General features: G+C 70.2%; 22 protein-coding genes and 1 pseudogene. 7 read left to right on the top strand and 16 right to left on the bottom strand.

Annotated elements, in window-relative coordinates:
• Positions 1–3: 3 nt before the first annotated feature.
• The 9 genes from ACQPXS_RS04470 to ACQPXS_RS04430 all read right to left on the bottom strand — a co-directional run bounded on the left by ACQPXS_RS04470 (position 4) and on the right by ACQPXS_RS04430 (position 9,786).
• The gene (locus ACQPXS_RS04470) at positions 4–1,572 is read right to left on the bottom strand and encodes a lipopolysaccharide biosynthesis protein (RefSeq protein WP_433447120.1); all 1,569 of its coding nucleotides are present in this window, start codon (positions 1,570–1,572) and stop codon (positions 4–6) included.
• On the bottom strand, positions 1,535–2,383 hold the full coding sequence (locus ACQPXS_RS04465; RefSeq protein ID WP_433447118.1) for a chain length determinant protein: 849 nt from the start codon (positions 2,381–2,383) through the stop codon (positions 1,535–1,537). Before ACQPXS_RS04465 ends, ACQPXS_RS04470 begins: the two co-directional genes overlap by 38 nt.
• 51 nt (positions 2,384–2,434) lie before the next feature.
• A complete protein-coding gene (gene wecB, locus ACQPXS_RS04460; RefSeq protein ID WP_433447116.1) occupies positions 2,435–3,550 on the bottom strand; it encodes a non-hydrolyzing UDP-N-acetylglucosamine 2-epimerase in 1,116 nt (371 codons plus the stop codon).
• Positions 3,551–3,554: 4 nt separating this feature from the next.
• Entirely contained in the window at positions 3,555–4,814 is a 1,260-nt protein-coding gene (locus ACQPXS_RS04455; RefSeq protein ID WP_433447114.1) for a nucleotide sugar dehydrogenase, read from the bottom strand.
• Entirely contained in the window at positions 4,814–5,584 is a 771-nt protein-coding gene (locus tag ACQPXS_RS04450) for a WecB/TagA/CpsF family glycosyltransferase (RefSeq protein ID WP_433447112.1), read from the bottom strand. The genes ACQPXS_RS04455 and ACQPXS_RS04450 overlap by 1 nt, the downstream gene beginning before the upstream one ends.
• Positions 5,581–6,753 (bottom strand): hypothetical protein, encoded by a 1,173-nt coding sequence (locus ACQPXS_RS04445; protein ID WP_433447110.1) that lies wholly within the window; start codon positions 6,751–6,753, stop codon positions 5,581–5,583. Before ACQPXS_RS04445 ends, ACQPXS_RS04450 begins: the two co-directional genes overlap by 4 nt.
• A gap of 271 nt (positions 6,754–7,024) precedes the next feature.
• Positions 7,025–7,624 carry an acyltransferase gene (locus ACQPXS_RS04440; RefSeq protein ID WP_433447108.1) on the bottom strand — a complete coding sequence of 200 codons (600 nt, stop codon included), beginning with the start codon at positions 7,622–7,624 and terminating at the stop codon, positions 7,025–7,027.
• A 127-nt stretch (positions 7,625–7,751) separates the two neighbouring features.
• Positions 7,752–8,819 carry a glucose-1-phosphate thymidylyltransferase gene (locus ACQPXS_RS04435; protein WP_433447106.1) on the bottom strand — a complete coding sequence of 356 codons (1,068 nt, stop codon included), beginning with the start codon at positions 8,817–8,819 and terminating at the stop codon, positions 7,752–7,754.
• Between the two features lie 10 nt (positions 8,820–8,829).
• Positions 8,830–9,786, bottom strand: a complete 957-nt coding sequence (locus ACQPXS_RS04430) for a DMT family transporter (RefSeq protein WP_433447104.1) — start codon at positions 9,784–9,786, stop codon at positions 8,830–8,832.
• A 252-nt stretch (positions 9,787–10,038) separates the two neighbouring features.
• Here ACQPXS_RS04430 and ACQPXS_RS04425 point away from each other — a divergent pair, with 252 nt between their 5' ends.
• From ACQPXS_RS04425 to ACQPXS_RS04415, 3 genes and pseudogenes are all read left to right on the top strand, one after another.
• The gene (locus ACQPXS_RS04425; RefSeq protein ID WP_433447102.1) at positions 10,039–10,752 is read left to right on the top strand and encodes an FAD binding domain-containing protein; all 714 of its coding nucleotides are present in this window, start codon (positions 10,039–10,041) and stop codon (positions 10,750–10,752) included.
• Positions 10,753–10,853: 101 nt separating this feature from the next.
• Positions 10,854–11,309: a hypothetical protein gene (locus tag ACQPXS_RS04420; protein WP_433447100.1), complete on the top strand. Its 456-nt coding sequence runs from the start codon at positions 10,854–10,856 to the stop codon at positions 11,307–11,309.
• A 203-nt stretch (positions 11,310–11,512) separates the two neighbouring features.
• Positions 11,513–11,839: pseudogene (locus ACQPXS_RS04415) on the top strand (response regulator transcription factor); the annotation flags it as partial.
• A gap of 46 nt (positions 11,840–11,885) precedes the next feature.
• On the opposite strand, the gene ACQPXS_RS04410 reads toward ACQPXS_RS04415, so the two are convergent.
• The 4 genes from ACQPXS_RS04410 to ACQPXS_RS04395 are packed head-to-tail and all read right to left on the bottom strand — an operon-like array spanning position 11,886 to position 14,190.
• The gene (locus ACQPXS_RS04410) at positions 11,886–12,653 is read right to left on the bottom strand and encodes a DUF899 domain-containing protein (RefSeq protein ID WP_433447098.1); all 768 of its coding nucleotides are present in this window, start codon (positions 12,651–12,653) and stop codon (positions 11,886–11,888) included.
• Between the two features lie 60 nt (positions 12,654–12,713).
• Entirely contained in the window at positions 12,714–13,379 is a 666-nt protein-coding gene (locus ACQPXS_RS04405; protein WP_433447096.1) for a DUF2182 domain-containing protein, read from the bottom strand.
• A gap of 39 nt (positions 13,380–13,418) precedes the next feature.
• Positions 13,419–13,769, bottom strand: coding sequence for an ArsR/SmtB family transcription factor (locus tag ACQPXS_RS04400; RefSeq protein ID WP_433447094.1), 351 nt, complete (start codon positions 13,767–13,769; stop codon positions 13,419–13,421).
• Positions 13,756–14,190: an SRPBCC domain-containing protein gene (locus ACQPXS_RS04395; protein ID WP_433447092.1), complete on the bottom strand. Its 435-nt coding sequence runs from the start codon at positions 14,188–14,190 to the stop codon at positions 13,756–13,758. Before ACQPXS_RS04395 ends, ACQPXS_RS04400 begins: the two co-directional genes overlap by 14 nt.
• 421 nt (positions 14,191–14,611) lie before the next feature.
• Between ACQPXS_RS04395 and ACQPXS_RS04390 the strand changes: the two genes are divergently transcribed.
• Positions 14,612–15,124 carry a hypothetical protein gene (locus ACQPXS_RS04390; RefSeq protein WP_433447090.1) on the top strand — a complete coding sequence of 171 codons (513 nt, stop codon included), beginning with the start codon at positions 14,612–14,614 and terminating at the stop codon, positions 15,122–15,124.
• Between the two features lie 811 nt (positions 15,125–15,935).
• Here ACQPXS_RS04390 and ACQPXS_RS04385 read toward each other — a convergent pair.
• Together ACQPXS_RS04385 and ACQPXS_RS04380 are read right to left on the bottom strand one after the other, a co-directional pair.
• Positions 15,936–16,628 (bottom strand): DUF899 domain-containing protein, encoded by a 693-nt coding sequence (locus ACQPXS_RS04385; RefSeq protein ID WP_351810091.1) that lies wholly within the window; start codon positions 16,626–16,628, stop codon positions 15,936–15,938.
• A 157-nt stretch (positions 16,629–16,785) separates the two neighbouring features.
• Positions 16,786–17,622, bottom strand: a complete 837-nt coding sequence (locus ACQPXS_RS04380; RefSeq protein ID WP_433447087.1) for a DUF2182 domain-containing protein — start codon at positions 17,620–17,622, stop codon at positions 16,786–16,788.
• Positions 17,623–17,814: 192 nt separating this feature from the next.
• Between ACQPXS_RS04380 and ACQPXS_RS04375 the strand changes: the two genes are divergently transcribed.
• On the top strand, positions 17,815–18,300 hold the full coding sequence (locus ACQPXS_RS04375; protein ID WP_433447085.1) for a hypothetical protein: 486 nt from the start codon (positions 17,815–17,817) through the stop codon (positions 18,298–18,300).
• 53 nt (positions 18,301–18,353) lie between these two features.
• On the opposite strand, the gene ACQPXS_RS04370 is transcribed toward ACQPXS_RS04375, so the two are convergent.
• Positions 18,354–18,557, bottom strand: a complete 204-nt coding sequence (locus tag ACQPXS_RS04370; protein WP_433447083.1) for a hypothetical protein — start codon at positions 18,555–18,557, stop codon at positions 18,354–18,356.
• 170 nt (positions 18,558–18,727) lie between these two features.
• Here ACQPXS_RS04370 and ACQPXS_RS04365 point away from each other — a divergent pair, with 170 nt between their 5' ends.
• Together ACQPXS_RS04365 and ACQPXS_RS04360 are read left to right on the top strand one after the other, a co-directional pair.
• On the top strand, positions 18,728–19,876 hold the full coding sequence (locus ACQPXS_RS04365; RefSeq protein WP_433447081.1) for a PP2C family protein-serine/threonine phosphatase: 1,149 nt from the start codon (positions 18,728–18,730) through the stop codon (positions 19,874–19,876).
• Between the two features lie 109 nt (positions 19,877–19,985).
• Entirely contained in the window at positions 19,986–21,617 is a 1,632-nt protein-coding gene (locus tag ACQPXS_RS04360; protein ID WP_433447079.1) for a sigma-70 family RNA polymerase sigma factor, read from the top strand.
• Positions 21,618–21,643 lie beyond the last annotated feature (26 nt).

Here is a 21,643-nt window from a genome sequence, read left to right as displayed (position 1 = left end):
GGTTCACCTCAGGTCCTGTCGGGTGGACGGAACGGCCGCGGACGATCGGTGCCGGCCGCGGTGGGGCCGGTCGCCGCGGCCGACGCCGCGCAGGAAGGCGCGGCTGGGCAGCACGCACACCGTGTAGCCGGCCAGGGCGATCGTGCCGAGGGCGAGGAGCGCGAGCCGGCCGTCTCCGAACGGACGCTCCAGGCCGAGGATGATCGCCGCCATCACGGCCCCGCCGAGGAAGGGCCAGGCGCAGGCCCTGGCGATCCGGCCGAGGCCGATGCCGCCACGGCGCAGGGCGATCAGGAACACGGGCACCACCATGCCACCGGCGACCAGGACGTGGCCCTGTGCGACTCCGACGATGCCGTTCGCATGGGCGGCGACGAGGAGCACGGGGATCAGGGCCACCAGCCACAGGCCCTGCACCAGGAAGAGCGAACGGCGCTGTCCGATCGCGACCAGGCAGTCGTAGGCGAGTTCACTGCCGATGCGGATCAGGCCGAGGGCCATCAGCCAGGGCAGTGCCGCGGCGGCGGGGGTCCACCGGCTTCCGTAGACCAGGTGGATGACCGGCTCCGCGAGGCCCGCCAGCAGCACGCACAGCGGGACGGTGCCGGTGATCACCACGCCCAGGGCACGGCTGAATCCCTGGGCGAGCGCCTGCGGCGAGTCGGCCAGGCGGGAGAATCCGGCGAAGGAGACCCGGCGGGCGGCCTCGGAGATGATCCTGACGGGCCAGCCGGAGATGTTGAAGGCGAGCACGTAGAAGCCCAGGGACACATTGCCCAGCGTCGCGCCCACGACCATGGTGTCGACGTTGACCACCGCCAGGGCCAGCAGGCTCGCCCCCGCCAGTGGCAGCCCGAACCTCAGCAGCGCGCGGGCCTGCTCGGGGTCCCAGCCGTATCTCAGGGTGCCCGGTGCCGCCAGCCGGCAGCCGACCAGCGTCACGAGGTTGCCCACCACGGCTCCCCAGGCGAAGCTCATCGCCCCCCAGCCCGCGAAGGCCAGCAGCAGCGTCACCGAGGTGCCCAGCACGAAGTTGAGCCCGTCGATGATCATCCGCCTGCCCTGGGCGAACTCACGGGTGAGGAAGCCGCCCGGCACCTGCGCCACCCCGTCGATCACCACGCACAGGCACATCACCCGCAGGACGCCCGTGGCGTCCGGTGAGCCGAGCAGTCCGGCCACCGTCGGTGCCGCCGCGAACAGCGCCACGTACAGCAGGCCGCTGGAGAGGGTGCTGAGGGTCAGGACGGTCGGCGCGAACCGCCGTGCGTCCCCTTCCCAGCGCACGATGGCCAGGCCCACGCCCAGTTCGTTCGCGGACAGCAGGACCAGCAGCACGGTCTGGGCGATGCCGTACACGCCCCAGGCCGCGGGGCCCAGGGCGAAGCGCGCCAGCACGATGCCGGTCGCGAAGTTGCCCAGGCGCAGGACGACGGTGTTGATCAGGCTCCACCGGGCCGCCGAACGGACCTTGCGATCAAGGGAGTCGGCAACGGTGGGTGCGGGAGCGGCAGGAGCGGGGGCGTCGCTCGTCTCACCGGTCTCGCTCTCCGGTGCGCGGGCGGTGTCCATGAGTCGACTCCTCGTCGAGCGGCTCTGCGGCGGACGCCACGGCCATGGCGGGACGTGGCGCTGTGGGCTCTGCGGTGCCTGGACCGTCCGCGGCGGACCGCGACCAACTCGGCGGCCGCCGGATGGCGAGCGTCTCGTCCACCGCCGGTTCCCCGGCCGAGGGGACAGGGACGGTCGTCTCCTGCTCCTGCTCGGGCTCGGGCTCGGGCTTGTGCGACCTCTTGCGCGCCTCCACGTAGAAGACGGCGACCAGGCTCAGCACCAGGCCCAGGCACCCGGCCATGACCAGGTACTCGATCCGGGTCTTGGTCTGCGCCACCGGGTCCTGCGGAGGCACGATGGTCGTCATCCGGATCATCGCCTTCGGGGCGACCGACTGCTGTTTCTGGAACAGATCCAGCCGCTCCTTGGCATACGCGGTCAGGATCTTGTCCGAGGCCAGCACGGCGGCCTTGTCGGTGCCGGTGACGGTCAGCCAGAGGAGCGGCCCCTGTGCGTTGTCGGCGAGCTTGGCCGCGAAAGCACCGGTGGCGCCACGGGACTTGAGGTCCCGGACGGAGCCGTCGGAGTTCAGGTTGCGGGCCAGGCTGTCGGCCATCCCGGTCAGCGAGGTCTGGGAGCTGAGGAAGGGGTTGCCGTCGTAGGCCACGGTGGCCTTCTGGGAGTTCAGCAGCACCACCGTGCTCTGCGACTGGTAGGTGACCGGAACCATCAGGGCCACGCCGACGATCAGGCCGGCGGTCAGCAGCAGTCCGGGCAGCAGGACGTACCAGCGCCTGCGCATGACCCGGAAGATCTCAGCGAGATCCATGGTGGTCCCCCCTAGCGACCCGACGTTCGACGAGCATATGTTGCAAGCGGATCATATGAGGAGCGTTTGGGCGGTCGGTCGCGGCCGCGTGCTCGCGCTGCCTCCCTCCAGCAGCACGTCGGCGATCCGGTCGCTCGCGTGACCGTCCCACAGTTCGGGCCGGCGCGGCGCGGGCGGATCGTCCAGCACCCGGTCGACGGTGGTCACGACGCGTGCCGGATCCCGGCCCGCGAGCACGTTGGTCCCCTGCTCCACGGTGATCGGCCGCTCGGTGTTGTCCCGCAGGGTCACGCACGGCACGCCCAGCGCGGTGGTCTCCTCCTGCACGCCGCCGGAGTCGGTCAGCACGAGCCGGGCGGAGTCCTGCAGGGCGATGAAATCCAGGTACCCGGCGGCCGGCACGAGCCGGATGCCTCCGGGCACGCCGATCTCGGTCAGCCGTCCGGCCGCGCGGGGGTGCACGGGCAGGACGAGCGGGCAGCGGCCGGCGATCTCGCCCAGGGCTTTCAGGAGCGCGGCGAGGACCTCGGGGTGGTCCACGTTGGCGGGCCGGTGCAGGGTGACCAGGCCGTATTCGCCCCTGCCCAGGCCGTATCGGTCGAGGACGTCCGAGGTCCTGGCCCGTTCCAGGTTGGCCAGCAGCGTGTCGATCATGACGTTGCCGACCAGATGGATCTGGTCCTCCCGGTACCCTTCCGCGCGCAGGTTCTCCACGGCGTCGGGGGAGGGGGCCAGCAGGTAGTCGCTGACCCGGTCGGTGGCGACGCGGTTGACCTCCTCCGGCATGCTCCAGTCACGGCTGCGCAGACCGGCCTCGACATGGGCCAGCAGCGGTCCGGCCTTGGCCGTGACGAGGGCGCAGGCCAGGGTGGAGTTGATGTCGCCGACCACCACGACGATGTCCGGGGACAGCTCGCCGAGCAGGGGCTCGAACGCGGTCATCACGCGGCCGGTCTGCTCGGCGTGGGTGCCGGAGCGGACCCCGAGGAAGCGGTCGGGCGGCCGGATGCCGAGATCGGAGAAGAACACGTCGTTCATGGCCGGGTCGTAGTGCTGACCGGTGTGCACGAGGACCACCTCGGTGCCGCGGCGTTCCAGGGCGTCCATCACCGGCTTGATCTTCATGTAGTTGGGTCGCGCCCCGGCGACGCAGACGATGCGCGGCATGGCTTCAGAGCACCTCGATCGTGGGTCCGGAGGGCAGCCGTCGACGGCAGTCGAGGACGAAGGGGGCGTGCTCGGCGACGAGTTCGTAGTCGAAGCTGTCATGGTCGGCGAGCAGCACCACCACGTCGGCGGCCGCCAGCTCCTCCGGGGTCGGTTCGACCCGGACCAGCCTGGTGTCCACCGGCAGGCCCTCGACGACGTGCGGGTCCGCCGCCTTGACCTGGGCCCCCATGTCGAGCAGCAGTTGGGATATGCGCAGGGCGGGCGATTCGCGGGCGTCGCCGGTGTTCTTCTTGTAGGCCAGGCCCAGCAGCAGGATGCGCGAGCCGTTCACGGAACGGCGTCTTTGGTTGAACAGGTCGCTGATACGGCGCGCCACGTACTCGGGCATGTGGTTGTTGATGTCGTTGGCCAGTTCCACGAACCGGAAGCTCTGGCCGAGTTCGCGCTGGACCCGCCAGGACAGGTACGAGGGGTCGATCGGCAGGCAGTGGCCGCCGACACCCGGTCCGGGCGTGAACCGCATGAAGCCGAAGGGCTTGGTGGAGGCGGCGTCGATGGCCTGCCAGACGTCGATGTCCAGGTGATGGGCGAACATCGCGATCTCGTTGACCAGCGCGATGTTCACATGGCGGAAGGTGTTCTCCAGCAGCTTGGCGAGTTCGGCCTCCTTGGGCGAGCCCACCGGCACCGTGGTGTCGACGAGCTGTGCGTAGAAGTCCTGAACGGCCTTGAGCGACGCGGCGTCGACGCCCGACACGACTTTCGGGGTCTCCTTGAAACCCCAGACCGCGTTTCCGGGATCGATCCGCTCGGGGCTGTAGCCGAGGTGGAAGTCGGTACCGGCGGTGAGGCCCGAGCCGTCCTCCAGGATCGGGGCGAACAGCTCCTGGGTGGTGCCGGGATAGGTGGTCGACTCCAGGACGACGGTGGCCCCGGGGCGCAGGTAGCGGGCGAGGGTGACCGCGGACTCCTTGATGTAGCGGAGGTCCGGCATGCCCTCGTGCAGCGGGGTCGGCACGGTCACGACGGCGACGTCGAAACCGCCGCAGTCGCGGGCCGATTCGCTCGCGCGGTAGGCGCCGCTGTCCAGTGCCGCGCGGATCCGCTCGGAGGAGACGTCCTCGACGAAGGACTCACCGGCCGACAGGCTCTTGACCCGCCGGGAGTCGACGTCGTAGCCGATCACCTCGTGTCCGACCTCGGCGGCGCGGATGGCCAGTGGCAGGCCGACGTATCCCTGTCCGACCACGACGACGCGCATCAGTGACTCCTGTTCGCGGAAGCGGGCGACGGGCCGAGCCGGATGAACTCGCGCGCCGTCATGAGGACGAAGGCTGCATTGGTGGTGAGGTAGCGCCGGCCCAGGCGGCGCGGCTCCTGCACGACGCGGTAGAGCCACTCCAGGCCCCACCGCTGCCAGGAGGCTGGGGCCCGCTTGGTGACCCCGGCCAGGATGTCGAAGGAACCGCCGACCCCGTGTACGACGCGGGCGCCGGTGCGTGCGCCGTAGGCGGCGGTGAAGACCTCCTTCTTGGGCGAGGTCATGCCGAGGAACAGCATCTGGGCGCCGCTTCGGGCGATCGCGTCCGCTATCGCCTCCTGCTGGGAGTCGTCGAAGTAGCCGTTCCGGCTGCCGGCCACCTTCAGGCGGGGGAAGCGGTCCGCCACCTGGCGCAGCATCCGCTCCAGCACGTCCTGTCTGGCGCCCAGGAAGTACACCGACATGCCCGCCGACTCCGCCTCCGCCAGCAGCCGCAGGAAGAGGTCGATACCGGCCACCCGTTCCGGCAGCGGTGCGCGCAACACCCGGCCGGCCCAGACCACGGCCTGTCCGTCGGCGAGGACGAGATCGCAGCCCGCCACGGCCCGGGCGAGCCGGGCGTCCCGCCGCATGTTCACCAGCTTCGCGGCGTTGACGACCCCGATCTCCAGCTGTCTGCCGTCCCGGACCGCGTCCAGGCAGCGCTGGACGGTCTCGTCCATGGTCAGAGGATCCAGCTCGACGCCGAAGAGGGACTGACGCCCGCTCATATGCGGCCCCCCTGCCAGGCGTGGAGCATCCAGCCGAATTCGTACGGCCGGCATTCGCGGTCCACGGAGAGCGGCCGGTACATCCGGTCCAGGGACCGCAGCCGAAGGCTCGGGGCGACTCGGGTGCCCAGTCCCCGGGCGGCGCGTACGGCCTTCTTCGGGTCGCCGCGGTAGACCTTGCGCCAGGTCGCGCCCAGGTCGTCGAGGATCAACGGCTCCCGGTGCTCGGGGCGTTCGGCCAGTTCGGGCACGTCCGTCATCCAGCGCAGGCCCTTGCGGATCGACGCGCCGAAGTCGGTGCCGCCGGCGTCGGTGAGGTCGAACAGGGCGGTCGGCGCCATCGCGTGCTGGTGGACGCTGTAGACCGGGTAGCCCTCCACGACACCGCCGGTGCGCGCGTCGTAATGCCACCACCACTGCCCGCCGTCGCCCTGCAGCGCGCAGACGCGCGCCGCGCAGGCCTCGGCCGCGGCCAGCGCCTCCGGATCGCCCCCCGCGTCGTCGCTGGCGTGCGCGCGGGCCAGGGCCTGGAGCGGGTACGTCTGGTCGGCGAAGCAGCTCACGTGTGCCCGGTACCAGGGCACCAGGCCGGGTCCGGTGGCGTGCGGGAACAGCGGGCTGTCGCCGATCCGGGCGCGCAGCAGGCGGTTGCGGGCCGCGGTGAAGTGCTTCTCCACATCGGCCGTGGCACGAGCCGCCGCGAGAGCGGACAGCACCCACGCGGCCTCGACGGTGTACTGCGGCCGGTCCTCCTGGTCCAGGGCTTCGACCCGGGCGAGGGCGTCGGACAGTTTGGGGTGCCCGGTCTCGGCGGCGGCCCAGGAGATGAGCGCCGCGTCACCGAGGTTGGTCACCGCGGGCAGCGACTCGACCAGCAGACCCGTGAACTCCTGGGCAGTGCGGCCGCCGAGTACCGCGCGCTGGCGGTCCTCGGGGAGGAACCGGGCCCCCAGCGCGGTGATGGCCGCGTACCGGGTACTCGTGCCGCGCCGCTCCAGGGTCCAGGAACCATCCGGTGCCTTCCGCCCGGCCATGGTGAAGGCGAAGGCCTCACCGCCGGGGAGCAGCATCGACGGCAGCCCCGCCTCGGCGACCGAGAGCAGCCGGCGGGCGAGCGCGAGCAGCGGCGGCTCCTCACGACCGAGCGCCGCCAGACGTGTGATGGTCATCTTCTGGGCACACCAACCCCCCTGTGGGTCCTCTTTTTGCGCAGGCTTGTGAGCGCCGCGTCGCGGACTGCCACGCGGCGGAAGGAAGACGTCGGAACGTCAGACGTCAGGCGACGAAGCGGCCGTCACTCCCCGCTTCGGACACAGGTGTCCCCACCCCGGTAACCCCCCTGGGCACTGGTTTGTGCGCTAACTGTGCCCGGTCTGCACAGTTCGCACACATGTTATGCCTGCACGTGTTCGAGTATTGGTGTTTTGGGAGAATCAGAAGTCATGCGCGTTCGACGAGTTCGCCGTCCTTCTCGTCGTACAGCGCCCCCGTCTCGGGGCACTCCCAGCCGCCCGGCTCGCCTTCGCGCTCGACGAGTCGCACCCCGGCCCGGCCGACCCAGCCGATCCCGCGCGCCGGAACGCCCGCCACGAGCGCGAAGTCCGGCACGTCCCGGGTCACCACGGCACCCGCGGCGACCAGCGCCCAACGACCGACGCGCACCGGCGCCACACACACCGAGCGGGCCCCCAGGGACGCACCCTCGCCCACCACCACCGCCACGGGCTCCCAGTCGCCACCGCGCTTGAGCCGGCCCCGCTGATCCACCGACCGGGGGAAGTAGTCGTTGGTCAGCACCGCCGCCGGGCCGACGAACACCCCGTCGCCGAGCTCCGCGGGTTCGTAGACCAGCGCGTAGTTCTGGAGCTTCACGTTGTCGCCGATCCGCACCCCCGGGCCGACATACGCCCCCCGGCCCACGATGCACCCGCTGCCCAGCCGGGCGTTCTCCCGTATCTGGGCCAGGTCCCAGACCGTCGTCCCGTCACCGACCGTGGCCGTCTCGTCGACCTGGGCGGTCGGCTGGATCCTGAAGTTCACCGGGCTGAACCCTTCCTCGGGTGGAGCTGAGCCGGAAAAGCCGTGCGTTACCTGATCGTCGTTCGATGGCGGCGTTCGATGGGTGCGTCACGGAACCCGGCACCGCCCGTCATCAAGATCCTGGCGGTTACGACGCGATCTGCACCTTGCTGTGGTCGCCGAGGACGAAACGGTGGGCGGCGGGCTTGCGGGGCGCGGGAGTCACCTCGACGTTGCGTCCGATGAGGGAGGCCTCCACCCGCCGGACCCCGCTCACCGAGGAGTCGCGCAGCACGATCGAGTACTCAATCTCGCTGTCGTCGATCCGGCAGTCGCCGGCAATCGAGGTGAAGGGGCCGACGTACGAGTCGGAGATCACGGTGTTCGCGCCGACGACCACCGGGCCCACGATCCGGCTGCCGGTGACCTTCGCCCCGGGCTCGATCCGCACCCGGCCGATGATCTCGCTGTCGTCGTCGACCGTGCCGTCGATCCGGGGCTCCAGGGTCTCCAGCACCGAGCGGTTGACCTCGAGCATGTCGGTGACGTTCCCGGTGTCCTTCCAGTACCCGGAGATGATCGTGGAACGCACATCACGTCCGGCGTCGATCAGCCACTGGATCGCGTCCGTGATCTCCAACTCACCTCGCCCGGACGGCTGGATGGAGCGCACGGCCTCATGGACCGCCGGGGAGAACAGGTACACGCCCACCAGGGCCAGCTCGCTCTTGGGATGCCTGGGCTTCTCCTCCAGGCCGATCACCTGGCCCGCCGCGTCAAGCTCGGCCACCCCGAACGCGGTCGGGTCCGGCACCTTCGTCAGCAGGATCTGCGCCTGCGGCCGTTCGCTGCGGAAGGCGTCCACCAGATCCGTGATGCCTCCGACGACGAAGTTGTCGCCGAGATACATCACGAAGTCGTCGTCGCCCAGGAACTCACGGGAGATCAGCACCGCATGGGCCAGACCCAGCGGGGCCGCCTGCGGGATGTAGGTGACGTCGAGGCCGAACGCCGAGCCGTCGCCGACCGCCTCCCGGATCTCCTCGGCGGTGTCCCCGACGACGATCCCGACCTGGGTGATGCCCGCCTCGGCGATCGCCTCCAGGCCGTAGAACAGCACCGGTTTGTTCGCGACCGGTACAAGTTGCTTCGCCGAAGTATGGGTTATGGGGCGCAAACGGGTACCTGAGCCACCAGACAACAAAAGTGCCTTCATGCATATCAGCCTACTTACGTCCGACTTGCTGACGGGAGGATTCCGGTAACGCGGGGGACCGCACAGAGCGAGGCCCCACCGGCACGTCCTCAGGAACGCTGCGAGGACGCAGGCCACCGACCAGGCCGAGGATCAGCACGGCGATGCCCAGCCACACCCACGGCCCCGGCGCGCCGCCGCCCGAGACGGCGCCGACGACCGCCGCGGCAAGCGGCGCGATGCCGGTGAGCAACCCCGCTCGCCCGGCTCCTACGGCGCGGACCGTGGAGTACCACAACACAAACGCGACCGCCGTCACCATCAACGCCAGATAACCGGCGGCCGCCCACTGGGCCCCGGACAACTCCCGTACGGCGGACGGCCCTTCCCTCGCCGCACCCAGCACGGCCAGCAGCACACCGGCCAGCCACATCGCGTGCACGGACACCCCCCACGGCGAGTGCCGCCGCAGCACCGGCACCGCGAGCAGCGTGAACGCGGCCTCGCAGCCCAGGGCCAGCGCCGCCCAGGCCACCCCGACGGCATCGGTGCGACCCGTGCCCTCCACCAGCACCGCGCCCGCCATGACGACAGGCGCCGCCCAGAGCACCTGCGCGCTCGGCCTGCGCCGCTCCAGCACCGGGCCCACCACCCCGAGAACCACCGGTACGCACGCGACCGCGACAGCGATCACCGCGGGCTCCGCATGGCCGACGCCCCGGACCACGGCCACGTTGAACAGCACCAGGCCGGTGACCGCGATCCCGGCGAGCCACAGCCACTCCCGTCCCCGTGGCCACACCAGGCGGGCACCGGCGAGCCGCGCCATGACCAAGAGGATGACGGTCGCGGCCGCGTACCGGACCGCCTGGGTGGTGAACAGCGGGGCGTCGACGAGCGTGCGGGAGACGGTCACGCTGCTGCCCACCAACGCCATCCCGACCATGCCGGGGACGAGCTGGGCGAACGAAGCGGAAGGTGTGCGCATACCGTCCACGCTGCCCTTACCACGGAGGTGATGGACAGGTCCACAAGGTCACCGGTGCAGGGGTCCAAAAAGAATGCCCGGCGGCCGGATCGGCGAGGCGCGGGCGCCGTACGACGAGAGAGTGCACGGCGTGCTCGTGTGAGCCCTGTACGCGCCCCCCGCCCGGTCGAGAAGACTGCCCAGGCGAGGGCGGTCGGGCAAAGCATCACCCACCGCCTTCGGTCCACTCCTGAGGAAGGCAGGCCGGTCGCTGTGTTGCTGCGTCTCCCCACGTCGGTGTCCGAAGCGCAGGAATGCCTGGCCGAGGGGGCCGTGCCGGTCGGCGGGGCCACGCTCGTGTGGGCCACCTGGCAGCGGGACGGCTTCCCCGAACTGGCGGTGTCCCTGCGGGATGTGCCGGAGGCCAACGTGCTGGAGCGGGAGACGGTGGGAAGCGCCGTGGTCCTGCACCGGATCGACGACCGGGTGCCGGACGTGCTGCGCCTGGCGGCCGCCGCGGTGGGCACCGGGGCCGTGCGGCGGGCGGCGACGGTCGGCGGCAACCTCGTCGGGAGCGCACTGCGCTGTCTTCTGCCCGCGGCCATCGTCCTGGACGCCCGGGCGACGGTGCTGGAATCAGACGGCGTCCATGAGACGGACCTGGCCGAACTGGTGGCCAAGCGCCCCGTCCTGCTCAGCCTGCGCTGGCGTGAACCGATCGCCTGTGCGTATCGGAAACTCGCCGGCGTGGCGGGTGGACCGCCGCCCCTCGTCGTCGCCTCTGCGGTGCACGCGGACGACGGTGGGAACCGGCTGCGGGTCGCCTTACGCGACGGCTACGACGTGCTCAGCGGCAGTGCCCCGTGCGTCGCGGACACCGAGGAGGCCCTGCACGCGCTGCGCGCGACGGCCTTCGGCGACCTGCCGACCGCCGCGTGGGACGTCGTACGCTCCCAGGTCACCGGCCTGCTGGGGCTCCAGCGGTGAGGCGCGTGTGGTGCTCCGGTGGGGCAATCTCATCCAAGGTCGTTTGCGTATGACGACACAGGAGGCCATGACGGTGGCCCCGGAGAGCAACTGGAGTCACCATGAACTCCGCCTTCGCCACCGAAGTCGCCCTCAGGGGAGTGGGGGTGTGCTGCGCCGTCGGCAACGTGGTGCTGCACGCCGTCCTCGTCCCTGATCACCTTGAGGAGAAGTTCTACATCGGCGTTCTGTTCATGGTCGGCGGTGTCGTCATGCTCGTCGTGGCGGCGGCACTGGTGGCCTTGGCCCGCCCCATGGTCGCCTGGCTGACCGGGGCCCTCGTCAGCCTCGGCATGATCGTCGGCTTTCTGCTGTCCCGCACCGTCGGCCTGCCGGACGGCTACTACGAACCCGGGTGGGAGGCGCCGTACGGCCCCGTGTCCCTGGTCGTCGAAGGCCTGTTCGTCCTTGCCTTCCTCGCCTGGCTGGGACGCCCGACGACCGGTGCCGAGCCGAGACCGCCGTACACAGCGGGCCGGATGCGTACCGCGTACGGGCAAGGAATGCCGAAGCGCTGAGCCTCGCGCGTCGGTCGCACGGCCTCTGCATGCCGACGGGGCCTTGACCCATGGCCTAAATAAGACCAACAGTCATGGGTGAAATAGCTCGACGGCCGGCTCAGGGACGAGGTTCCGTATGACGGCGAACAGTGGTCTGGAAGGCCTGCGGCAGGCGAAGCAGCCGGTCAGTGGCGCGCTGGCAGGGCCGTACGGGCATCCGTTCCATCCGATCCTGGTCACCGTGCGACGCACTGCTGTCTCCCGCAGCGACCAGAACCCTCATCAGACGCTTCCTCGCCACCCCGGCCGCCCCGGGTCCCCTGGACGAGGCGGTCCGCCGTGGTCTGGAGGCGCTCACCGACCGCGAACGGCAGATCACCGCGCTGGTGGCGACCGGGCTGTCCAACGACGAGATCGCCGCCCAGCTCGTGCTCAGCCCCGCAACGGTCAAGACCCACGTCAACCGCGCCATGGCCAAGGTCGGCGCCCGTGACCGCGCTCAACTCGTCGTCTTCGCCCACCGCAGCGGCCTGACCGAGTCGCCGTAGCGCCACGCGCCGGTGCAGGCCGCCCTCGTGATCCTACGGTGGTCGCTCACTGGTTGTCGTACTCGTCGTGCCGGCGCCACCAGAAGCCGTTCTCGTTGCGGCCGAGGGGCGCCCGGTCGAGCCACTGGTACATACCCCACAGGGCGTCCAGCCCGCGCGCGTACGCCGAGTAGGTGTGGTAGACGGCGCCGTCCTGTAGCGCGAACGCGCTCACACCGGGGCCTTCTCGCCGGTAGGTCTCCCAGTCCGTGCCGACGATCGACCGGGTGAAGGCGTCGCGGGAACTCTGCTCGTCGTCCGTCGCCGGCCGCATGTCCTCCTCACCGAAGTTGTACGCGACGAGACCCGCTTCCCATTCCTCCTTGGTGTGCGCCACCCCGAAGTCGAAGTTGAAGTCACTGCCGTAGGACGAGGCCCACGGGAAGGTCCAGCCCATCCGATCCCGGTACGCGTGGAGCTTGGCGAGCGGGGCTCGCGACACCGCCCAGAACATGACGTCGTGGTGGGCGAGATGGACCGCGAAGCCGTTGAAGCCGTCGGCGATCGCCGAGCAGGACGGGCATCCGGCGGTGTAGTCGGGCCCGAACATGAAGTGGTAGACGAGCAGCTGTGAGCGTCCCCGGAACAGGTCGGCGAGCGACGCCGTTCCCTCGGCGGTCTCGAAGCGGTAGTCCTTGTCCACCCGGACCCAGGGCAGCTCCTGCCGTCGCCGGGCCAGCTCGTCGCCGCGCCGGGTGAGCTCCTTCTCCGCCTCGAGCAGCTCCAGCCTCGCGGCAAGCCACTCCTCGCGTGTCCCCGTCTTGTGACTGGTCATTGCCTGTCTCCTTGTCCTGCCTCGCTCTTGCCTTGTCCTGCCTTGTCCTGACTCTCGTCGCTACATCGCCGGTGGCGTGAGTCCCGGAACCAGCGAGGGGGCGACGACGATCACGAGTCCGAGCCCGACGATCGCCAGTGCGAGCGGAACATCGATCGCGGGCTTCTCGGGCAGCAGCTTCTGGGCGGTGGCGAGGACGGCGACCGACGACATCCACAACACGCTCATCACGCCCAGCGCCACCAGCATCGCCATCAGCCCGATGCTCGAGCCGGCGCAGTACAGTCCGAACCTCAGTCCGGAACCGGCAGCCTCGTGGCAGCGTCGCCGGAACCACCGCTTGACCGGCGTGAGCTCGTAGGCGCCCGCGATGATCACCACGGCGCCGGCGGCCGACGGTCCGTGCGGCCGGACCAGCGCGTACGCCACGACACCGGCGAGCGCCCAGACGGCCAGGTAGGCCCCGGCGAACAGCGGCGCGCACCGCGGCCCGCGCACCAGGCGGATGTGCCTGGCGACCGTCGGGGCCGCGCCCGGCAGCATCATCGCCGCCATCATCGTCATCCACGTCGCGGCGAAGAACCCGAACGACCCGGGCCTGGTCGCGACCCCCATGTCCATGCCCTGCATCAGCCGGACCGCGGCCACCCAGCATGCCGCGGCGAGCCCGAGCGTCACCCCAAGCACCCACGCCGACGAGGCCGGGTGCCGGATTTCCACGTTCACCGTCGGTTCTCCCTCCGGTGTGTCAGGCGGCGGACGCCGTCACGGTGTTCCGCGCGCCTGCTCATCGAGGTGGTCTCTCAGCGCGCCGAGCGGGCTGTCCCAGTCGCGAGCCAGCGCGGCCAGGAACTGCTGCGCCACCTGCATCGGTGCCGACCGCAGCCGGTATCGCACCCGGCGCCGCTCACCCGGTTCGGCCGTCACCAGGCCGGCATCGGCCAGCAACGCCAGGTGTTTGGCGATCGCCTGCCGTGTGATCGGCAGCCGGCCGGCCAGGTCCGTCGCCGTCGCCGGCCCCCCGGAAGCCAGCGCGGCCAGGATGGCACGCCGGCTCGGGTCGGCCAGGGCGGCGAAGACCTGTTCGGCGATCGCCTCGATGTCAGGCTGCGGCATCGAGGTAGTCGACCAGTTCGCCCAGTTCGCGCGCCCACCCCTCGGTGTGGCCGCCGTACTCCTTGCGGTAGACCTCGTCCGGCAGCTGGGCGAAGCCGGTCTCGACCACCGTCAGCCGGGTGCCGGTGCCGACCGGTTCGAGCGTGAACTCCACATAGGTGCGGCGCGGATCGTCCGCGGGCAGTTCGGCCATGCGCCACGTGAAGCCGAACACCGTCGGCTCCTCCACCCGTTCCACCCGCATGTCGGCAAAGTGGCCGCCCTCCCACTTCATCCAGGCCGAACCGCCCGGGCGCAGATCGATCCCGGCCTCGTTGCCGAACCAGGCGCTCAGTCCCTCGGCCGTGGTGAGCGCGGCCCACACCTTGGCCGGCGGGTGTGCGATCTCGATGGTGCGCTCGATTCGATCAGGGAATGCCATGTGTGCCTCCACAGGTATAGCAACCATCTGATTGCGATAGTATGGCAACCGATTGGTTGCGTCAAATGAATCGACCGAGGTGTCGAGGGTCGTCACACCTGCTGTGATCGACTTGGTCGCATCCACGGCCGGAGCCTCTAGCACGACTCGGCCTCCCCTCGGGGAGCGACACGCTGTTGTCTGCAAGGTGAGCAGGCATCAGGAGATCAGCCAAAAGGGCTAATGTCGCATCAATCTCCTTTGCTTCACAGGTACTTGATGCTCGCCGACATCCCCCGATAGGCGGCGCGTGTCGCCAGAAATACCCCGATCGGCGCCTGATGTCGGTAATTCAATATGACTGGTATGTCTGCTGTAGGTAGCTTTTATCACGACCGGCTGACGGGTCGGTATCTCTGAGACAGCAGACAGGAGAAGCGATATGAAGGTCCCCCGTTCCACTATGGTCACCGCTGGTCTCGCGGCCGCCGCAGCGCTGACCGCGACCGGCATCACCTACGCATCGGCGGCTTCCGCCCCGGTGCCCCAGTCGGCTCCGGCCGTTGCTGCCGCGGCTCCGCTCGACGGCATGTCCGGCCAGGGCAAGGGCAACGAGGGTCGCGGGGGCCGCGGAGGCCCCGGAGGCCCCGGAGGCCCCCGAGGCGACTGGGGTCGGATCGAGATCAACGAGCGGTCGTACTCCGCCCACCCGGGCGACTGCATCACCGTGGTCAGCGGCCTGGGCGCCAGGACGCTGAACATCCGCAACGACACGCACAAGACCGTCGAGGTCTTCCGCGGGGCGGTCTGCGACAACGGCGCTCCCATCGCCACCGTCGGGCCTCACAGCTCCGCGAACGGGGTGCGCCCGTGCCCCACCCATGGCGTCCACGTCAGGGACGGCGTGCTCGCCAGCTTCCGTGTGGTCCGGCACTACGGCGGCGACTGGGACTAGTCCAGCGGTGAATACATGATGTGGGGCCCCGGCTCGCCGGAATCGGGCCGGGGCCCTCAATATTGACCATTCTCTGACAACACAAGCGCCCGTGCGCAGCCTGTCGGCGCCGCGCACCGGGCGCTGCTCGCCTGCTGTCCGGGCGGTCGTCCCCTCGGTCACCGGCCAATCCGCCTGGTGGCGGCCGCCCCTGGGCCTTCCGTCGGTGCCTGTCCCGACGCCTCGGCCCTCGGCTTCCTTCCCGGTGTTTGCTACCGCCGAACGGGTGACCAAGGCGTGAGGCGCATGCCGGGGGACCGCCGTCCCTCCCCTCTGGGCCGCGACCCGGCTCCCAGCGCATGACGTGCCGCACGGGGCCGTCCTCCCATGCGCTGACCCAAGGTGGCGTGGTGCCCACCGGGCGGTTGATGAGGTCTACGACGGCATCGAAGCATTCTCAGGACAAGGAAGCGTGCCGGGTACGCCGCCCGGCATCCGGCGTCTGCCGCAGCCACCCGGCGCTTCGAGCTCCGCCTCTCGGACGACGCGTGGACCATCAACAGGCAGCCTCCTCCTGAGCGCATGCCCCGGTCATCCGTGCCTCAACTCGGCTCTTTTGGAGGCCACTTGCCGGGGTCGGGCCAGGCGCCATTCATCGCCGTCAGATGACCGCCGAGGCCGGCGTGAAGCAGGACCTGCCCGAGGCCAACACGGCAACGGGGCAGCCTCATGAGCCCCGCAGACGAACAACTAGCGACAGAACTGCGCGAGTTGTTCGCCGCAGAGCTCACAGCATGGTGGTCCGCCCCCGCACAGAGGCGAGAGCCGGTGCCTAGGGGTGCTGTCCCGGGCCGTAGAGCGCCGCGATGTCTTCGGAGGAGCTCCATCGGCTGTACGTCGGATCTTGTGGCCAGCCGTCGGGCGAGTCCTGCCATTCCTCCTGGCGTCCGTACGGCAGCAGGTCGATGAGCGAGAAGGTGTGGCTGAGCTGCTCGACGCCACGACCGTTGGTGTGCCAGGTCCGGTAGACGGTGTCGCCGTCGCGCAGGAAGACGTTCACGGCGAACCCCCCGCCGGGCGGGGCACCCACGTCGCTGCCGAACGGGCTGTTCGCCGTGGAGTACCAGGTCATGTGATTGCCGACCCGCCGCTTGTAAGCGAGTGCCTCGTCGATCGGCCCCTGAGTGACGATGACGAACCGGGCGTCATAGGCGTCCAGGAACTCCAGTCGGGTGAACTGCGACGTGAAGCCGGTGCAGCCCGGGCACTGCCATTCCTTGCCGGGGAACCACATGTGGTTGTAGACGATCAGCTGTCGACTGCCCTCGAAGACGTCCGCCAGCCGGACCGGTCCCTTCTCGCCCTCAAGGGTGTACTCGGGCATACGGACCATGGGCAGGCGGCGACGCTGGGCGGCGATCGCGTCCAGTTCCCGGGTCGCGGCCTTCTCCCGGGCACGCAGGGCTTCGAGCTCTCGTTGCCAGGTTTCGGCGTCTACGACGGGCGGTAGTGCGTTGGTGCTCATGATCCCTCACTGTCGTGTGCGCGGCTTGCGGTGTTCAGATGTAGACCCCGCCCGGCCGTCGAATTCATCGGCGGCCGGCTCTTGCGGTCACAAGGGCCGGTAACGACAGCGCACGTGGAGCACGCTGCGCAGGCCTTGCGGACACGGCCCCGGAGGGTCACACAGCACTCATCGCCGGCATCGAACCCCGCAGCCCGGGCAGCAGCCAGTCCTGGAACGGCGCGAGCGCCGCCAGCACCAGGAAGGCGACGCCCACGAACCGGGCGAGCAGCGGACCCCGGGACCACAACGTCTCCGCGAAGATCACCACAGCCAGTCCGGCCATCGCCACCACGTTCATCACACCGAGCCGAACGAGCACGACCGTCAGTCCCGCACCGCACCCCACGCAGTAGGCACCGTGGTGGACTCCCACCCGTAGATCACGCACGGGCGTCCGGAAGCCGGCGTGGCGGACGAGACGGCTCATGGGGGCGCGGCAGTGCCGCAGGCACACGTACTTGAGCGGGCCCAGCTGATACAGGCCCGCGATCAGGAACACGGTGAGGCCGATCCAGTGCCCGGCGGCGGGATGGTCGGCGATCAGTCGGCCGGTGCCGGCCAGGACCACGTACACCGGCGCCCCGACGGCGGTCCACGCCAGCAGGTAACCGCACACGAACTCCACCGTGCGTATGGCCCTGGCCCAGCCCGAGGAACTCCGGCCGATACCCCGTACCCAGGTGACGGCGACCGGGGCCATGGAGGGCAGCATCATGGCCGCCATCATCGTCACCCACAGCAGCAGGAACAGCGGCAGCGTCGTCCCCATGGTCCCGGGCCCCGCCCCCATGGCCCGGGCCTGGGCGACCGTCAGCACCCACGCGGGCACCGCGACCAGCGTGACCAGGACCCAGGCGAGGGCGAGATCCCGCTTCGGCGGCAGGCCGCCGGCCGCTCCGGTAGGCGCGGTGGACCGGGCGGGCGCGAAGACGGAGCTCGTGGTGAAACGCATCGGTCGTTCTCCTGCGGACAAGACCAGGAGACCATGCCGCCACCTGCGCCGCGAGCCACGCTTCTCGTCGCGGGGGTGAGTCCGGCCCACAGACGGCCACGGCCCTTGCCGCATACCGTGACAGCGGGAACGAGGACGACGACGGGGTGGTTGTCGACCGGGGCAACGTCATCACGACGCCCGGAGGAATGGATGAGCGAGCGAACGGACCCGACTGCACCCGCCGGTACGTCGGCCGGCGCCTTCTCATTGGACAGCGCCATGCTGCCCGTGGTGTGGGTCGGCTTCGATGTGATGCTGCTGGTGTCGCCGGCCGGTGCGGGAGTGGCGGTGTGGCTGAGGCGGCAGGCCGTGGTCCCGTTGTCGTACGTGGCAGCCACGCTCCTGATATGCGATGCCTGGTTCGACGTCTCCTTGAGCTGGGGAAGGGCGGACGTGTGGGGGAGTGCCGCCACGGCCGTCCTGGTCGAGCTTCCTCTCGCCGTCCTGCTCATAGTGCGGGCGCGACGGGTGCTGAAGATCTCGGCCCGGCCGGGCCTGGCAGCGGCTCGGCCTGCCGGGAGAGCCTCCGCCGCTGCACAGAATGCCGCTCTTCGTCGACCTCGCATCAGCGCCCGGCAACGAGTCCGGCCCGGGCCGGAGCGAGGGCGTCTGACGGCACTCGGTACGACCGCGTAGCCGCCTTTGCTCGGGCCAGGTCGAACCCCGGCTCGGCACCGGCCCTCCCGCCGTCAGCTTCGCCCACCCCGCCCCACGTCGTGCAGCGCAGCCCAGGCCCCCGATCGCTGTCCCCGCCAGTACGGGTGGAACAGCACCTGTGCCGAGAGGTGGATCAGTCGCCGCCGCAGCGTGGTCCGCGGGCGCGCGGCGAGTTGCCGGTAGGTGGCGTGCCACTGCTCTTGTGCGTGGGCGAGGTCGGCAGGAATCGGACGCATGGCGAAATTCAATCACGTGTTCGATTTTCTTCGCATGCCGACGCGGCCGCCGACCCGGGGAGGTCTGGACCGTATTCAGGGGCATGTCGTCGCCCCCGCTCCTCTCCCGGTGGCCGGTCGTCAGCTGCCTTGGACGGTGGCAATCTGGAGAAGTGGAAGCCGGGCACGGCTTGGCTGGTGTGCGGCAGCTGTGGCAGTCGAGCCATACGCTGCTGGTGATCCCGATCGTGCTCATCGTGGTGATCACGGTGGTGGACCAATTGGTCCCGGCCGACGTCCATCTCGGCCCGCTCCTGGTCATCGCCCCTGCGATCACCGCCTCGTTCGCCGGCCCCTGGCTGACCGGACTGGTCGGGTTCCTGGCGGTGGGGGCACAGGCGTACATCGGCTGGCACTTCGGCGTGCTGTTCTCGCGTAACGTGCTGGTGCAGATCCTGGCCCTGGCAGTGCTGTCAGCCATGATCGTGTTCTTCTGCGTGGTGCGTGAGCGGCACAGACGCCAGCTGGCCCAGGTGCGGTCGGTCGCCGAGGCCGCACAGCACGTGCTGCTGTGGCCGCTGCCGGAGCGGATCGGCGCCCTGCGGATCGCCTGCCTGTACATGGCCGCCGAGGACGAGGCGCAGATCGGTGGTGACCTCTACGCGGCCACCCGCATCACCGGAGGCGTGCGCATCATGATGGGCGATGTCCGGGGCAAGGGGCTGTCCGCCATCGGCGAGGCCGCCCTCCTGCTCGGGGCCTTCCGTGAAGCCGCCCACCGGCACACCTCCCTGCCCGATCTGGCCGCATCACTGGAACAGAGCGTGACCCGCTACCTGGCCGACTTCGAGCCGGCCGAGGAAACCGGCGAACGGTTCGCCACCACTTTGCTGCTGGAGCTCCCAGACGACGATCACATCATCCGAGTAGTCTGCTGCGGGCACCCACCGCCCCTGGTTCTCAGCCCCGGCAGTGTTCTCACCGTGCCCAGCCTGCACCCTGCGCCACCGCTGGGGATCGGCGAAGTGGGGCCGGAGGGATACCGGATCGACGTGCTCTCCTTCGAGCCCGGCGACACGCTCCTGCTCTACACGGACGGCGTCATCGAAGCCCGCGACTCCGATGGCGACTTCTACCCCTTCGAGACACGGGCCGCCCAGTGGAGCGAGGCCGGCCCGGAGTCGCTGTTGCACCACATCCGGCGCGACCTGCTCGCGTACACGCGCGGACGCCTTGACGACGACGCGGCTTTCGTCGCGCTCCGTCGTGAGCCCGACGCCCACCGACGCCGCCATCACGGGCGCGTCACCCACGCGGGCAGGTTGGGCGGAAGCGCCTGAAGCGCAAGCCGACTGAAACTCACTTCCGAAGAACTGTTATCCGGGGCGCGTCGAGTGATCTCCCAGGTATCGGACACAATCGTTCGGCCTCGATGACGGGAACACTTGGATGAGTACGCAGGACGCGGTGGAGACGGCGATACTGGTCACGGCCGCCCGAGAGGGCGACACCCATGCCCAGGACGCGCTGGTCAACGCCTACCTCCCGCTGGTCTACAACATTGTGGGCCGGGCCCTGAACGGCTCGGTGGATGTCGACGACGTGGTGCAGGAGACCATGTTGCGCGCCCTGGACGGGTTGGGTGAACTGCGTACTCCTGAGCGCTTTCGCTCCTGGCTCGTGGCGATCGCGATGAACCAGGTCCGGGCGCACTGGCAGAACCGGCGCGCTGCCCCGGGCACCATGGAGGAAGCCGCGGATCTGGCCGATCCGGGTGCTGACTTCGTCGACCTGACCGTGGTCCAACTCCAGCTCGCCGGACAACGCCAGGAGACGGCGCGGGCGACGCGCTGGCTGGAGCCCGACGACCGGGGCCTGTTGTCCCTGTGGTGGCTGGAGTGTGCCGGCGAGCTCACCCGGGCCGAGGTGGCTGCGGCACTGGACCTGTCGCCTCAGCACGCGGCGGTCCGGGTACAGCGGATGAAGGCGCAGCTGGAGGCGGCCCGCGTGGTCGTACGAGCCCTCGGCGCACGGCCACGGTGCGAGGAACTGCGCGTCGTCCTGGCTTCCTGGGACGGCAGGCCCTCGGCCCTGTGGCGCAAACGAATAGCCCGGCACGCGCGCGGCTGCGCCCGCTGCAGCGGGCTGTGGAGCGGTCTGATGCCCGCGGAAGGACTGCTGGCCGGTCTGGCGCTGGTCGCGGTGTCCTCCGCGCTGCTCGCCAAGCTGTCCCCCTCGATGGGGAGCGTCGTGCCGGCAGGTTCTGCCGCACCGCTCGGCGTCATCGAGGGCGACACGGGATCGGGCCCGGGCGCGCCACGACGTGGCATACGCGGCGGGACCGGCTCGCGCCGCGAGTCCCGTCGGCGCCGGCGTGTGCGGCGGCGGGCCGCCGGAGGGGCCGTCGTCGCGGCCTGCGTCGTCGGTGGTGGTCTGTGGTACTTCGGTACGGACTCCGGTACCGGCCGCGACAGCGCGAGCGCGGAGCGAAGAGCGGCCGTCCCCGTCCCGGACTTCTCCACGCCCAGTGCCGGTGGCGTGTCACCGTCGGCCTCGCCCTCCCCGTCGCCGGTGAAGCCGACGACGTCGCGGGTTGCGAAGGCGGCGGGCCGTGGAAGGGCGAGTGGCCCCACCGACCGCCGGCCCGCCCGGCCGACTGCGGCCCCGACGAGTACGGCGCAGGCTCTGCCGGACCGGACGGATGTCGTCGGTCAAGTGGTTACGCTCGTGAACAAGGAGCGAGCAGGCGTCGGCTGTGGACCCCTCACCGAGGACCCGCAGCTGCAAAAGGCGGCCCAGAGCCACTCCGACGACATGGCCGCACGTCAGTTCTTCGACCACACCAACCCGGACGGCGCCGGCCCCGGACAGCGCATCACAGCCGCCGGCTATCGCTGGTCCACCTATGGCGAGAACATCGCCGAAGGCCAGCAGACCGCCTCAGCTGTCATGCAGTCCTGGATGAACAGTCCCGGCCACAGGGCGAACATCCTGAACTGCTCCTTCAAGAACATCGGCGTGGGCGTTCACAAGGGTGCGGGTGGCCCGTGGTGGACGCAGGACTTCGGCGCCGAGCTGTGACGGCACATCCGAGTACGGGCCGGTGC

This window comes from Streptomyces sp. CA-142005, assembly GCF_050942335.1.
GTDB lineage: Bacteria > Actinomycetota > Actinomycetes > Streptomycetales > Streptomycetaceae > Streptomyces.
The sequence above is the reverse complement of the archived record's forward strand: the minus strand, read 5'-3'. Positions and strand labels throughout refer to the sequence as shown.